The sequence below is a fragment of the Arthrobacter sp. Soil761 genome, assembly GCF_001428325.1.
Lineage (GTDB): Bacteria > Actinomycetota > Actinomycetes > Actinomycetales > Micrococcaceae > Arthrobacter.
In genome coordinates this window covers 56684-69497 of the sequence record NZ_LMSF01000004.1, presented here as the reverse complement: position 1 = coordinate 69497, position 12814 = coordinate 56684, and the positions used below count along the sequence as shown (strand labels likewise).

Genomic DNA, 12814 nt, shown 5'->3' with positions numbered 1-12814 from the left:
TGAAGGTGCGCGTCGCTTACGGAATCGGCGCGTCGCCTACGGGATCGGCACGGGGGTGACGCCGAGGGGCAACAGGTGCTCCGCGCCGCCGTCGGGAGCTGAAAGCACCCAGATGCCTTTTTCGTGCACGGCCACGGAGTGCTCCCACTGGCAGGAACGCTTGGCGTCGGTGGTGACCACCGTCCAGTCGTCATCCAGGACTGCCGTGTCAATGCTGCCGCGGACCAGCATGGGCTCGATGGCCAGGCACAGGCCCGGTTTGATCTTGGGCCCGCGGTGGTTGGTGCGGTAGTTCAGGACGTCCGGTGCCATGTGCATCTCGGAGCCGATGCCGTGGCCCACGTAGTCCTCCAGGATGCCAAGCGGTTTGCCCGGCACAGATGAAACGTAGTCGTCGATGGCGGCTCCGATGTCTCCCACATGCGTGCCGGTTGCCAGTGCCGCGATCCCCCGCCACATCGCTGCATGGGTGACGTCGGACAGCCGCTGGTCCTCGGGGTCCGCGTTTCCCACGATCACAGTGCGGGCGGAGTCCGAATGCCAGCCGTTGACGATCGCGCCGCCGTCGATGGAGATGATGTCGCCGTCCTGCAGGACGCGGCTGCCGGGGATGCCGTGCACCACTTCCTCATTGACGGACGTGCAGATGGTAGCGGGGAAGCCGTGGTAGCCCAGGAAGTTGGACTTGGCACCTGCCTCGTTGAGGACTGCGGCGAAGACGTCATCCAGGTGCTTGCTGGTGACCCCCGGCACCGCGGCGGCAACGGCGGCATCCAGTGCACGGCTGAGGACCAGGCCGGCCTCATGCATGGTGCGCATCTGGGCGTTGTTCTTGAATTCGATGCGGGGCTGGCCGAAGGCCATGGTGTGTCCTTTCAAATGGCTGAGGCTCCTCCCGGATGCCTGGAGGAGCCTCGATAAACCGGGCGCCTGGGGTCAGGCTGCCTGTGCGGCCTTGATGGCCTGCATGACGCGGTTGGTGACTTCGTCGATGGGACCGATCCCGTCAACCTGGGTGAGGATGCCGCGCTCGGCGTACTTTGCCACCACGGCTTCGGTCTGCTCGTGGTACAGGTCAAGGCGGTGGCGGATGACGGCTTCGTTGTCGTCGCTCCGGCCCGTTTCCTTGGCCCGGCCCAGGAGGCGGTGGACCAGTTCCTCGTCATCGGCGGTCAGCTGCAGGACCACGTCGAGCTTCTCGTCGCCGTCGGCGAGGATCTCGTCCAGGTAGTCCACCTGCGCGGTGGTGCGCGGGTAGCCGTCAAGCAGGAAGCCGTTCTCGACGTCGGACTCGCCCAGGCGGTCGCGGACCATCTTGTTGGTCACGCTGTCCGGAACAAAGTCACCGTTGTCCATGTACTTCTTGGCCTCGATGCCCAGAGGGGTCTCACCCTTCACATTGGCCCGGAAGATGTCACCGGTGGAGATGGCCACAACGCCGAGGCGTTCTGAGATCCGCTCCGCCTGCGTTCCTTTTCCGGAACCGGGAGGTCCAATAATCAGCATTCTCGTCATCGCAAAAGCCCTTCGTAGTGACGTTGTTGTAGCTGCGCATCAATTTGCTTTACGGTCTCCAACCCAACGCCCACCATGATCAGGATCGAGGTGCCACCGAACGGGAAGTTCTGGTTTGCGTTGATCAGTACCAGTGCAACCAACGGGATCAGCGCCACGAAGCCCAGGTAGAGGGCGCCGGGCAGGGTGATCCGAGAGAGCACGTACTGCAGGTAATCAGCGGTCGGCCTGCCGGCGCGGATACCTGGGATGAAGCCGCCGTACTTCTTCATGTTGTCTGAGACTTCTTCAGGGTTGAAGGTAATCGCGACGTAGAAGTAGGTGAAGAACACGATCAGGACGAAGTAAACCGCCATATAGATCGGGTGGTCACCGCGGGTGAGGTTGTTGTTGATCCATTCAACCCACGGTTGCATTGACTCGCCGTTCCGGGGCTGGTTGAACTGTGCGATCAGCCCGGGAATGTAGAGCATGGAGGAAGCGAAGATCACCGGAATGACACCGGCCATGTTCACCTTGATGGGAATGTAGGTGCTGGTGCCGCCCACGGTGCGCCGGCCGATCATACGTTTGGCGTACTGGACCGGAACGCGCCGCTGGGACTGTTCCACGAAGACCACCAGCGCGACGGTGAGCAGGCCAACGGCCAGGACAATGAAGAAGGTACCGGGGCCCTGCGAGGTCCAGATGGCACCCAGCGAGGTGGGGAACTGCGCAGCGATGGACGTGAAGATGAGCAGCGACATGCCGTTGCCCACGCCCTTCTCGGTGACGAGCTCACCCATCCACATGATCAGGCCGGTGCCGGCCGTCAGTGTGATGATGATCAGGATGGTGGTGATGATGCTGTTGTCCGGGATCACCGGCAGCTGGCAGCCGGGAAGCAGCTGCCCGGAGCGGGCCAGGGACACCAGCGTGGTGGCGTTGAGCAGGCCCAGCGCGATGGTGAGGTAGCGGGTGTACTGGGTCAGCTTGGACTGTCCCGACGCGCCCTCGTCGTAAAGCTGCTGGAACCGGGGAATGACCACCCGGAGCAGCTGGACGATGATGCTGGCCGTGATGTAGGGCATGATGCCCAGGGCGAAGATGGACACCTGGAGCAGCGCACCGCCGCTGAAGAGGTTAACGAGCTGGTACAGCCCGCCGGCGGTCTGACCGTTTTGCAAGCATTGCTGGACATTCTGGTAGTTCACACCTGGCGAGGGAATGAAAGCACCCAAGCGGAATATGGTGATGATTCCCAGCGTGAACAACAACTTGCGTCGCAGATCAGGCGTGCGAAAGGCCCGGCCAAATGCGCTAAGCAAGCGTCCTCCTGTGGTGTCAATAAGAGTGGGGGTGCGGAACTTGATAAATCCCGACAACCGAGTCTAACGGTTGAATGTGCCGTGCGAACAATCCGCGCCAGCGCGCATGCGCCGGATGGCAGGAAAATATCGCCCGGCGGATGTGAAAAACTCCCGGTATCCGGGGCCGAAGCCCGCGGATACCGGGAGTTCAACAGCTGGCGCCGTCCCTTAGAGGGCGGTGGTGCTTCCGCCTGCTGCAGCTATCTTTTCAGCGGCACTGGCCGAGAATGCGTGGGCGGTGACGTCAACCTTGACGGTGATGTCGCCGGTGCCCAGCACCTTGACGGGCTGGTTCTTGCGAACTGCGCCCTTTTCGACCAGGTTCTCCACGGTGACTGCGCCACCTTCCGGGAACAGCTCGTTGAGCTTGTCCAGGTTTACAACCTGGAACTCAACCCGGAACGGGTTCTTGAAGCCACGCAGCTTCGGCAGGCGCATGTGCAGCGGCAACTGGCCGCCGGCAAAGCCAGCCTTCACCTGGTAGCGGGCAGCCGTACCCTTGGTACCACGGCCGGCAGTCTTACCCTTGGATGCCTCACCACGACCAACACGGGTCTTGGCGGTCTTGGCACCCGGCGCGGGACGCAGGTGGTGAACCTTCAGGGCGTTCTGCTTCTCAGCAGCCTGTGCCTTATCAGCAGTGTTCTCTGCCATTTACTTCGCCTCCTCTACCTTTACCAGGTGCGGAACCGTGTTGAGCATTCCAACGGTCACGGCATCGGCGGTGCGGACAACGGTGTGTCCGATCCGCTTCAGGCCGAGGGACCGAAGGGTGTCGCGCTGGTTCTGCTTGCCGCCAATGGCGGACTTGATCTGAGTGATCTCCAACTGAGCGTCGGAGGGGACCAGGTTCTTAGCCATGACTAAACACCTGCCTTAGGGGCGAGGAGGGCCTTCACCAGTGCCGCCGGAGCGATCTCGTCGAGGGGCAGGCCGCGGCGTGCTGCCACTGCTGCCGGCTCTTCGAGGCGCTTCAGGGCATCAACAGTCGCGTGAACGATGTTGATGGCGTTGGAGGAACCGAGCGACTTGGAGAGGATGTCGTGGATACCCACGCACTCCAGTACTGCACGGACCGGACCACCGGCGATAACACCGGTACCGGCGGAGGCCGGACGCAGCATTACAACGCCTGCAGCGGCTTCACCCTGAACGCGGTGCGGGATGGTGCTGCCAACGCGGGGAACGCGGAAGAAGGACTTCTTGGCCTCTTCAACGCCCTTGGCGATAGCAGCGGGAACTTCCTTGGCCTTGCCGTAGCCCACGCCGACCATGCCGTTACCGTCACCAACGACGACGAGTGCGGTGAAGCTGAAGCGACGACCACCCTTGACGACCTTGGAAACGCGGTTGATGGTGACAACGCGCTCTACGAACTGGTTCTTCTCGGCTTCACGGCCACCGTCGCGGCCGCCACGGCCACCGCGGTCGCCGCGGCCCTGGCCGCGGTCGCCACGCTCGCCGCGACGGGCGCCACCACGGCGGTCCTCGGCAGCGGGGGCAGTGGTCTCAGCAGCTGCGGCTTCGGGCGCCTTCTGATCTGCAGACACAGTGTCCTTTTCCTTGTTTGCTTCGGTCACAGTGACAGCCCACCTTCGCGTGCACCGTCAGCGACGGCGGCAATGCGGCCGTGGTACTTGTTACCACCACGGTCGAACACGACAGCCTCGACGCCGGCAGCCTTGGCACGTTCGGCAACGAGCTCGCCGACGCGCTTGGCCTTGGCAGTCTTGTCACCGTCGAATGCACGGAGGTCAGCTTCCAGGGTGGACGCGCTTGCTACGGTCTGGCCAATGCTGTCATCGACAACCTGGACAAATACGTGGCGTGCGGAGCGGTTGACCACCAGGCGGGGGCGGGCAGCCGTACCGGCAATGCGCTTGCGGATACGAAGCTGGCGGCGGCTGCGGGCAGCAGCCTTGCTCTTGTTCGTACGCTTCTTGTTAATGGAGATGGCCATGGTTACTTACCAGCCTTTCCGACCTTGCGGCGGATGACTTCGCCGGCGTAACGGATGCCCTTGCCCTTGTAGGGGTCCGGCTTCCGCAGCTTACGAATGTTGGCAGCAACTTCGCCGACCTGCTGCTTATTGATACCTGAGACAGAGAGCTTGGTCGGTCCCTCTACTGCAAAGGTGATGCCGGCCGGAGCAGAAACGCTGACCGGGTGGCTGTAGCCGAGAGCGAACTCAAGGTCAGATCCCTTGGCCTGAACGCGGTAACCGGTACCGACGATTTCAAGCTTCTTCTCGTAGCCTGCGGTGACGCCCTGGATCATGTTGGCGATCAGGGTGCGGGTCAGGCCGTGGAGCGAACGGGAGGCGCGCTCGTCGTTCGGGCGACTGACGGTCAGGGTGTTCTCGTCCAGGGCAACCTCGATGGGGCTGGCCACTGTGTGGGTCAGCTCCCCCTTGGAACCCTTGACGCTGACGACAGAGCCGTCAACCTTGACCTCAACGCCGGCAGGAACGGTGATGGGGAGACGTCCAATACGTGACATTATTCTCTTCCTTTCCCGTTACCAGACGTACGCGAGGACTTCGCCGCCCACGCCCTTCTTGCCGGCCTGCTTGTCAGTCAGGAGGCCGGAAGAGGTGGACAGGATTGCGATACCCAGGCCACCGAGCACGTGAGGCAGGTTGGTGGACTTCGCGTAAACGCGGAGACCCGGCTTGGAGATGCGGCGTACACCGGCGATGGAACGCTCGCGGTTCGGACCGAACTTGAGTTCGAGGGTCAGCTTCTTGCCAACCTCAGCGTCCTCTTCCTTCCAGCCGGCGATGAAACCTTCGGCCTTGAGGATGTCGGCAACGCGTGCCTTGAGCTTGCTGTAAGGCATAGACACGGAGTCGTGGTATGCCGAGTTTGCGTTACGCAGGCGCGTAAGCATATCTGCGACAGGATCTGTCATTGTCATGTGGGCTCATGCCCTTCCTCGTAACGGTTTCCGCCGTTCCCTCCTTGATGGAGAGGAGCGGCCGGACCTTTTACGTAGTTAATTAAGCTTCGGTTTTGAACGGGAAACCAAGCGCCTTGAGCAGCGCGCGGCCTTCGTCATCGGTCTTGGCGGTGGTCACAACCGTGATGTCCATACCGCGGACGCGGTCGATCTTGTCCTGGTCGATTTCGTGGAACATAACCTGCTCGGTCAGACCGAAGGTGTAGTTGCCGTTGCCATCGAACTGCTTGCCGCTGAGGCCGCGGAAGTCGCGGATACGGGGCAGGGCCAGGGTGACCAGGCGGTCCACGAATTCCCACATGCGGTCGCCACGCAGGGTTGCGTGTGCACCGATGGGCATGCCTTCGCGCAGCTTGAACTGTGCGATCGACTTGCGGGCCTTGGTAACCTGCGGCTTCTGGCCGGTGATCTGGGTGAGGTCGCGGACAGCGCCGTCGATCAGCTTGGAGTCCTTGGCGGCATCTCCAACACCCATGTTCACAACAACCTTCACCAGGCGGGGTACCTGGTTCACGTTCTCGTACTTGAATTCATCCTGGAGCGTTGCCTTGATGGATTCGGCGTACTTGGTCTTCAGACGAGGAACGATCTTCGTTGCCGGAGTCTCGAGAGTCTCAGTCATTAGATGTCCTTCCCGGAGCTCTTGGACACGCGGATGCGGACGGTCTTCTTGACACCGTTCTTCTCCACCGTGTCGAGGCGGAAGCCCACGCGGGTCGGCTTCTTGGTCGACGGGTCAACCAGGGCCACGTTGGAAATGTGGATCGGGGCCTCTACGACCTCGATGCCACCGGTCTTGGTGCCGCGCTGCGACTGTCCAACCCGGGTGTGCTTGGTGACGCGGTTGATACCCTCAACCAGCACACGGTTGGTGTCGGTGAATACGCGCAGAACCTTGCCCTGCTTGCCGCGGTCGCCGCCGCGCTCAGCCTTGGCGCCAGTGATGACCTGAACCAGGTCACCCTTCTTGATCTTTGCAGCCATGGACTAGAGCACCTCCGGAGCCAGAGAAACGATCTTCATGAACTTCTTGTCACGCAGTTCACGACCAACCGGTCCGAAGATACGGGTACCGCGGGGGTCACCGTCGTTCTTCAGGATCACAGCTGCGTTCTCGTCAAACTTGATGTAGGAACCATCCGCACGGCGGCGTTCCTTCTTGGTACGGACGATGACGGCCTTGACCACATCGCCCTTCTTTACGTTGCCGCCCGGGATTGCATCCTTGACGGTGGCGACAATGACGTCACCGATGCCTGCGTAGCGACGGCCGGATCCACCGAGAACGCGAATGGTAAGGATTTCCTTAGCACCCGTGTTGTCGGCGACCTTGAGTCGCGACTCCTGCTGAATCACTATTTACTCCTTGCGTCGCGCCGGTTCTCAGGCCGTGATCTTGCTACGGAATGAGCCTTGCGGAACGGTTGATCGGGGTGTCTCTTGACCTGCCTGGATTTTGCCAGACCAGGCCTAAACGCCCGTGCCAGAAGCAGTTGCTCCCATCCGGTCCGGGACGGATCCCGGGCGCACAGGGGCACTATGCTGTGGCACGCTTGTTTACGAGGTTGATGACGGCGCGCGAAAGGCGCCATACAAACTCAATATCCTAGCACGTTTTCCGCCGGTCCCCATATCACCACCGCCCACCACCCCGCAAGACGGACGACGGCGTCACGCACGGCAGCCTTTTGGCGCACCAAAGGTGCCACTCCCCCGCCAGTCCAGGCGCCGCCGTCGTCCGACAGTCCAGTACGCCCCATCACTTCCTGCGGGAAATCCTCCAACGCGCCATCACCTCCCGCTGGTACGTTTCGGCAAGTGATGTGGCGTTTCCGAAAAGCGTGCAGGAACTGATGGGGCGTCTGTGTGGGACGGACGGCCACGCCCGCTGCCCGTTAAACGAGGAAGCCCCCGCTCCCGGGAGGGAGCAGGGGCAACAGCTAAGCAGCAGGTGCTACTTGGCCTTCTCGAGGATTTCCACGAGCCGCCAGTTCTTGGTGGCGGACAGCGGACGGGTCTCGGCGATGACTACGAGGTCGCCGATGCCGGCGGTGTTCTCTTCGTCGTGTGCCTTGACCTTGGAAGTGCGGCGGATGACCTTGCCGTACAGTGCGTGCTTCACGCGGTCTTCAACCTCGACGACGATGGTCTTTTCCATCTTGTCAGAGACCACGTAGCCGCGACGGGTCTTGCGGTAACCGCGCTGCCCAGCCTTGGCTGCGGTAGCAGTTTCGGTCACGTTCTGGTCCTTTTCACTCACTTGGCATCCTCCTCGGTCTCAGCCTTTTCAGCCTTGTCGGCCTTCTTGGTTGAAGCCTTCTTGGACTTCTTCTCTTCCTTGGCTTCCACAACCGGTGCGGCAACCTCGGCACGAATGCCCAGCTCGCGTTCGCGGAGAACGGTGTAGATGCGGGCGATGTCCTTCTTTACCGCGCGCAGGCGACCGTGGTTCTCCAGCTGTCCGGTGGCGGACTGGAAACGCAGGTTGAACAGCTCTTCCTTGGCCTTGCGGAGTTCTTCAACGAGACGCTCGTTGTCGAAACCGTCAAGCTGTGCGGGAGCCAGATCCTTGGATCCTACTGCCATTTCTACTCACCACCTTCGCGACGCACAATGCGTGCCTTCAACGGCAGCTTGTGGATTGCCAGGCGCAGGGCCTCGCGAGCTACCTCTTCATTGACACCGGAGAGTTCGAAAAGAACCCGGCCCGGCTTGACGTTGGCGACCCACCATTCCGGTGAACCCTTACCGGAACCCATGCGGGTTTCGGCCGGCTTCTTGGTCAGGGGACGGTCCGGGTAGATGTTGATCCAGACCTTACCGCCACGCTTGATGTGGCGGGTCATCGCAATACGGGCAGATTCGATCTGGCGGTTGGTGACGTATGCCGGGCTCAGGGCCTGGATACCCCACTCACCGAACGAGACCTCGGTGCCGCCCGTGGCAGCGCCGGAACGACCCGGGTGGTGCTGCTTACGGTGCTTGACTCGACGTGGGATAAGCATTTAAGCCTGTCCTCCTTCTACAGCAGCAGGTGCTGCTTCAACTGCCGGTGCTTCGGCAGCAGGAGCTGCGTCAGCGGCCGGGCGGTCGGTGCGACGGCGGCGGTCACCACGGTCAGCGCCACCCGGGCGGCCGGGACGGTCGCCACGGTTACCGCGGGACGGAGCTGCAGCAGCCTGTGCTGCCAGTTCCTTGGCGGTGACGTCACCCTTGTAGATCCAGACCTTCACGCCGATACGGCCGAAGGTGGTCTTGGCTTCGTAGAAGCCGTAGTCGATGTTCGCGCGGAGGGTGTGCAGGGGCACACGGCCTTCGCGGTAGAACTCCGAGCGGGACATTTCAGCGCCACCCAGGCGGCCCGAGCAGGCGATACGGATGCCCTTGGCACCTGCACGCTGAGCGGACTGCATGGCCTTCTTCATCGCACGGCGGAATGCCACGCGGGAAGTCAGCTGCTCTGCAACGCCCTGGGCAACAAGCTGGGCTTCCATCTCGGGGTTCTTGACCTCGAGGATGTTCAGCTGGACCTGCTTGCCGGTGAGCTTTTCGAGCTCGCCGCGGATGCGGTCTGCTTCTGCTCCACGGCGGCCGATGACGATGCCGGGACGTGCCGTGTGGATGTCCACGCGGACACGGTCACGGGTGCGCTCGATCTCGACCTTGGCGATGCCGGCGCGCTCCATGCCCGTGGACATGAGCTGGCGGATGCGGATGTCTTCGCGGACGAAGTCCTTGTACCGCTGGCCTGCCTTGGTGCTGTCAGCGAACCAGTGCGATACGTGATCGGTGGTGATGCCGAGTCGGAACCCGTGCGGGTTTACTTTCTGTCCCACTTAGCGAGCCTCCTCTTTCTCCGGGGTAGCGACTACCACGGTGATGTGGCTGGTGCGCTTCTTGATCTGAAATGCACGACCCTGGGCACGCGGCTGGAACCGCTTCATGGTCGGGCCTTCATCAACAAACGCTTCGCTGATGATGAGGTCGCCTTCGTCAAACGCCACGCCGTCGCGGTCCGCGAGGACCCGGGCGTTGGAGATTGCCGACTGAACTACCTTGAATACCGGCTCCGAAGCTGCCTGGGGGGCAAACTTCAGAATTGCCAGAGCCTCATTCGCTTGCAATCCACGAACAAGGTTGACGACGCGCCGGGCCTTCATAGGCGTTACGCGGATGTGGCGCGCAATTGCCTTGGCTTCCATTGCTTTCCTTCTCTCGTCTTTGACGTAAACGCAGGCGCCTAGCGGCGCTTGCCCTTACGGTCGTCCTTGACATGGCCGCGGAATGTCCGCGTGGGAGCGAATTCGCCGAGCTTGTGCCCGACCATCGACTCAGTGACAAACACCGGGATGTGCTTGCGTCCGTCGTGTACGGCGATCGTGTGTCCGAGCATGTCGGGGATGATCATCGAACGGCGGGACCAGGTCTTGATGACGTTCTTGGTGCCCTTTTCGTTTTCCCTGGCTACCTTCACAAAGAGGTGCTGGTCGACGAAAGGACCTTTTTTCAGGCTGCGTGGCATGTGTCCAGGCTCCTATCGCTTGTTCTTGCCAGTACGACGGCGACGCACAATAAGCTTGTCGCTCTCTTTGTTGGGGCGGCGGGTGCGGCCTTCACGCTTACCGTTCGGGTTGACGGGGTTACGTCCACCGGACGTCTTACCCTCGCCACCACCGTGCGGGTGGTCAACCGGGTTCATGGCAACACCACGGACGGTCGGGCGGACGCCCTTCCACCGCATACGGCCGGCCTTGCCCCAGTTGATGTTCGACTGCTCGGCGTTGCCCACCTCGCCGACGGTTGCGCGGCAGCGCACGTCAACGTTGCGGATTTCACCGGAAGGCAGGCGCAGCTGGGCGAAGCGGCCTTCCTTGGCAACAAGCTGGATGGATGCGCCGGCGGAGCGGCCCATCTTGGCGCCGCCACCCGGACGCAGTTCCACTGCGTGGATAACGGTACCCACCGGGATGTTGAGCAGGGGCAGGTTGTTACCGGGCTTGATGTCAGCACCGGCACCTGCCTCGACAACGTCACCCTGGGAGAGCTTGTTGGGAGCGATGATGTAACGCTTGGTGCCATCAACGTAGTGCAGGAGGGCGATGCGAGCCGTGCGGTTCGGATCGTACTCGATTTCGGCAACGCGGGCGTTGACGCCGTCCTTGTCGTGGCGACGGAAGTCGATCAGACGGTACTGGCGCTTGTGCCCACCACCCTTGTGACGGGTGGTGATCTTACCGGTGTTGTTACGGCCGCCCTTCTTGGGCAGCGGACGTACCAACGACTTTTCCGGCGTCGACCGCGTAATTTCGATGAAGTCCGCTACGCTCGAGCCACGACGGCCCGGGGTAGTCGGCTTGTACTTACGGATTCCCATAATTTATTTCCTCGTTAAAGTGGTCTCCGCTACGCGAGCGGACCGCCGAAGATGTCGATGGTGCCTTCTTTGAGGGTGACAATCGCACGCTTGGTGTTCTTGCGGGTACCCCATCCGAATTTGGTGCGCTTGCGCTTACCGGCACGGTTGATGGTGTTGATCGATTCGACCTTGACGGAGAAGATCTTCTCCACGGCCAGCTTGATCTCGGTCTTGTTCGAACGGGGGTCCACCAGGAAGGTGTACTTGCCCTCGTCGATCAGGCCGTAGCTCTTTTCCGACACGACGGGTGCAAGCACGACGTCGCGGGGATCCTTGATGGTGGCTGCACTCACTTGGCATCCTCCTCGTTCTTAGCTGCCTTAGCGGCAACGAATGCGTCGTAGGCAGCCTTGGTGAAGACAACGTCATCAGAGACGAGAACGTCGTAGGTGTTCAGCTGGTCTACGTACAGAACGTGAACGCCGGCGAGGTTGCGCACGGACAGTGCGGCAACGTCGTTATCGCGCTCGATGACGACCAGCAGGTTCTTGCGGTCGGACACACCGCGGAGCGTTGCCAGTGCGGTCTTGGCGGAGGGCTTGGTGCCTTCAACCAGTTCTGCGACAACGTGGATGCGACCGTTGCGTGCCCGGTCAGACAGTGCGCCGCGCAGTGCAGCAGCAATCATCTTCTTGGGGGTGCGCTGGCTGTAGTCACGCGGGGTGGGACCGTGGACGATGCCACCGCCGGTCATGTGGGGAGCACGGATGGAACCCTGACGGGCGCGGCCGGTGCCCTTCTGCTTGAACGGCTTGCGTCCTGCACCGGAAACTTCAGCGCGGGTCTTGGTCTTGTGGGTTCCCTGGCGGGCAGCAGCGAGCTGGGCAACGACAACCTGGTGCAGCAGCGGCACGTTGGTCTGAACGTCGAAGATCTCTGCAGGCAGGTCAACCTGGACAGTGTTAGCCATTGAACTAGGCTCCCTTCACGGCGGTGCGTACGAGTACGACCTGGCCGCGGGCGCCGGGAACGGCACCCTTGATCAGGAGCAGCGACTTCTCGACGTCAACCGCGTGGACCGTGAGGTTCAGCGTGGTGTGACGAACGGCGCCCATGCGGCCGGCCATTTTCATGCCCTTGAAGACGCGGCTCGGGGTGGATGCGCCACCGATTGAACCGGGCTTACGGTGGTTCTTGTGGGCACCGTGGGAAGCTCCAACACCGTGGAAGCCGTGACGCTTCATAACACCGGCGAAGCCCTTACCCTTGGTGGTGCCGATGACGTCGATCTTCTGGCCGGCTTCGAAGACCTCTACGGAGAGCTCCTGGCCCAGCTCGTACTCGGCAGCATCTGCGGTACGGAGTTCGACGACGTGGCGGCGAGGCGTGACGCCTGCCTTTTCAAAGTGACCAGCCAGCGGCTTGGTGACTTTGCGGGGATCGATCTGGCCGTAGCCGATCTGAACGGCGACGTAGCCATCGGTCTCAGCGTTGCGCAGCTGGGTGATGACGTTCGAGTCTGCCTGGACCACAGTGACGGGGATGAGCTTGTTGTTCTCGTCCCAGACCTGGGTCATGCCGAGCTTCGTGCCCAACAGGCCCTTTACGTTACGGGTTGCGGTCATAGTTTCTCAGC

The 12814-nt window shown here is 61.9% G+C and carries 22 protein-coding genes; all 22 read right to left on the bottom strand.

Features of this window, described 5'->3' with window-relative positions; translation table 11 throughout:
* Window positions 1-36: 36 nt before the first annotated feature.
* Window positions 37-864, bottom strand: a complete 828-nt coding sequence (map, locus tag ASG79_RS04990) for a type I methionyl aminopeptidase (RefSeq protein ID WP_056388933.1) — start codon at window positions 862-864, stop codon at window positions 37-39.
* Between the two features lie 72 nt (window positions 865-936).
* Entirely contained in the window at window positions 937-1506 is a 570-nt protein-coding gene (locus ASG79_RS04985) for an adenylate kinase (RefSeq protein WP_018760442.1), read from the bottom strand.
* 5 nt (window positions 1507-1511) lie between these two features.
* Window positions 1512-2822: a preprotein translocase subunit SecY gene (secY, locus tag ASG79_RS04980; RefSeq protein WP_026265742.1), complete on the bottom strand. Its 1311-nt coding sequence runs from the start codon at window positions 2820-2822 to the stop codon at window positions 1512-1514.
* A gap of 210 nt (window positions 2823-3032) precedes the next feature.
* Entirely contained in the window at window positions 3033-3518 is a 486-nt protein-coding gene (gene rplO / locus ASG79_RS04975) for a 50S ribosomal protein L15 (protein WP_013601817.1), read from the bottom strand.
* Window positions 3519-3725, bottom strand: coding sequence for a 50S ribosomal protein L30 (gene rpmD / locus ASG79_RS04970; RefSeq protein WP_009358731.1), 207 nt, complete (start codon window positions 3723-3725; stop codon window positions 3519-3521). It abuts the gene before it with no gap.
* Window positions 3726-3727: 2 nt separating this feature from the next.
* Window positions 3728-4444, bottom strand: coding sequence for a 30S ribosomal protein S5 (rpsE, locus tag ASG79_RS04965; RefSeq protein WP_018769142.1), 717 nt, complete (start codon window positions 4442-4444; stop codon window positions 3728-3730).
* Window positions 4441-4824: a 50S ribosomal protein L18 gene (rplR, locus tag ASG79_RS04960; protein WP_018769141.1), complete on the bottom strand. Its 384-nt coding sequence runs from the start codon at window positions 4822-4824 to the stop codon at window positions 4441-4443. Before rplR ends, rpsE begins: the two co-directional genes overlap by 4 nt.
* A 2-nt stretch (window positions 4825-4826) precedes the next feature.
* Window positions 4827-5363: a 50S ribosomal protein L6 gene (rplF, locus tag ASG79_RS04955; RefSeq protein WP_018769140.1), complete on the bottom strand. Its 537-nt coding sequence runs from the start codon at window positions 5361-5363 to the stop codon at window positions 4827-4829.
* Window positions 5364-5381: 18 nt separating this feature from the next.
* The gene (gene rpsH, locus ASG79_RS04950; RefSeq protein WP_018769139.1) at window positions 5382-5780 is read right to left on the bottom strand and encodes a 30S ribosomal protein S8; all 399 of its coding nucleotides are present in this window, start codon (window positions 5778-5780) and stop codon (window positions 5382-5384) included.
* An 82-nt stretch (window positions 5781-5862) separates the two neighbouring features.
* Window positions 5863-6444 carry a 50S ribosomal protein L5 gene (gene rplE, locus ASG79_RS04945; protein WP_018769138.1) on the bottom strand — a complete coding sequence of 194 codons (582 nt, stop codon included), beginning with the start codon at window positions 6442-6444 and terminating at the stop codon, window positions 5863-5865.
* Complete coding sequence (gene rplX / locus ASG79_RS04940; protein WP_015937845.1) at window positions 6444-6806, bottom strand: 50S ribosomal protein L24; 363 nt, start codon at window positions 6804-6806, stop codon at window positions 6444-6446. The genes rplE and rplX overlap by 1 nt, the downstream gene beginning before the upstream one ends.
* Window positions 6807-6809: 3 nt before the next feature.
* Window positions 6810-7178 carry a 50S ribosomal protein L14 gene (gene rplN, locus ASG79_RS04935; protein WP_003803789.1) on the bottom strand — a complete coding sequence of 123 codons (369 nt, stop codon included), beginning with the start codon at window positions 7176-7178 and terminating at the stop codon, window positions 6810-6812.
* 598 nt (window positions 7179-7776) lie between these two features.
* Window positions 7777-8082 carry a 30S ribosomal protein S17 gene (gene rpsQ, locus ASG79_RS04930; protein WP_018769137.1) on the bottom strand — a complete coding sequence of 102 codons (306 nt, stop codon included), beginning with the start codon at window positions 8080-8082 and terminating at the stop codon, window positions 7777-7779.
* Entirely contained in the window at window positions 8079-8408 is a 330-nt protein-coding gene (rpmC, locus tag ASG79_RS24380) for a 50S ribosomal protein L29 (RefSeq protein WP_018769136.1), read from the bottom strand. The genes rpsQ and rpmC overlap by 4 nt, the downstream gene beginning before the upstream one ends.
* Window positions 8409-8410: 2 nt before the next feature.
* Entirely contained in the window at window positions 8411-8827 is a 417-nt protein-coding gene (gene rplP, locus ASG79_RS04920) for a 50S ribosomal protein L16 (RefSeq protein WP_015937848.1), read from the bottom strand.
* Window positions 8828-9658: a 30S ribosomal protein S3 gene (gene rpsC, locus ASG79_RS04915; protein ID WP_018769135.1), complete on the bottom strand. Its 831-nt coding sequence runs from the start codon at window positions 9656-9658 to the stop codon at window positions 8828-8830.
* Window positions 9659-10024 carry a 50S ribosomal protein L22 gene (rplV, locus tag ASG79_RS04910; protein ID WP_009358304.1) on the bottom strand — a complete coding sequence of 122 codons (366 nt, stop codon included), beginning with the start codon at window positions 10022-10024 and terminating at the stop codon, window positions 9659-9661. It abuts the gene before it with no gap.
* Between the two features lie 38 nt (window positions 10025-10062).
* The gene (gene rpsS, locus ASG79_RS04905; protein WP_003803803.1) at window positions 10063-10344 is read right to left on the bottom strand and encodes a 30S ribosomal protein S19; all 282 of its coding nucleotides are present in this window, start codon (window positions 10342-10344) and stop codon (window positions 10063-10065) included.
* Between the two features lie 12 nt (window positions 10345-10356).
* The gene (rplB, locus tag ASG79_RS04900) at window positions 10357-11196 is read right to left on the bottom strand and encodes a 50S ribosomal protein L2 (protein ID WP_026264302.1); all 840 of its coding nucleotides are present in this window, start codon (window positions 11194-11196) and stop codon (window positions 10357-10359) included.
* Between the two features lie 29 nt (window positions 11197-11225).
* Entirely contained in the window at window positions 11226-11531 is a 306-nt protein-coding gene (rplW, locus tag ASG79_RS04895; RefSeq protein ID WP_011692807.1) for a 50S ribosomal protein L23, read from the bottom strand.
* Window positions 11528-12148 carry a 50S ribosomal protein L4 gene (rplD, locus tag ASG79_RS04890; RefSeq protein WP_018769134.1) on the bottom strand — a complete coding sequence of 207 codons (621 nt, stop codon included), beginning with the start codon at window positions 12146-12148 and terminating at the stop codon, window positions 11528-11530. The genes rplW and rplD overlap by 4 nt, the downstream gene beginning before the upstream one ends.
* 4 nt (window positions 12149-12152) lie before the next feature.
* Entirely contained in the window at window positions 12153-12803 is a 651-nt protein-coding gene (gene rplC / locus ASG79_RS04885; protein WP_018769133.1) for a 50S ribosomal protein L3, read from the bottom strand.
* Between the last annotated feature and the right edge of the window lie 11 nt (window positions 12804-12814).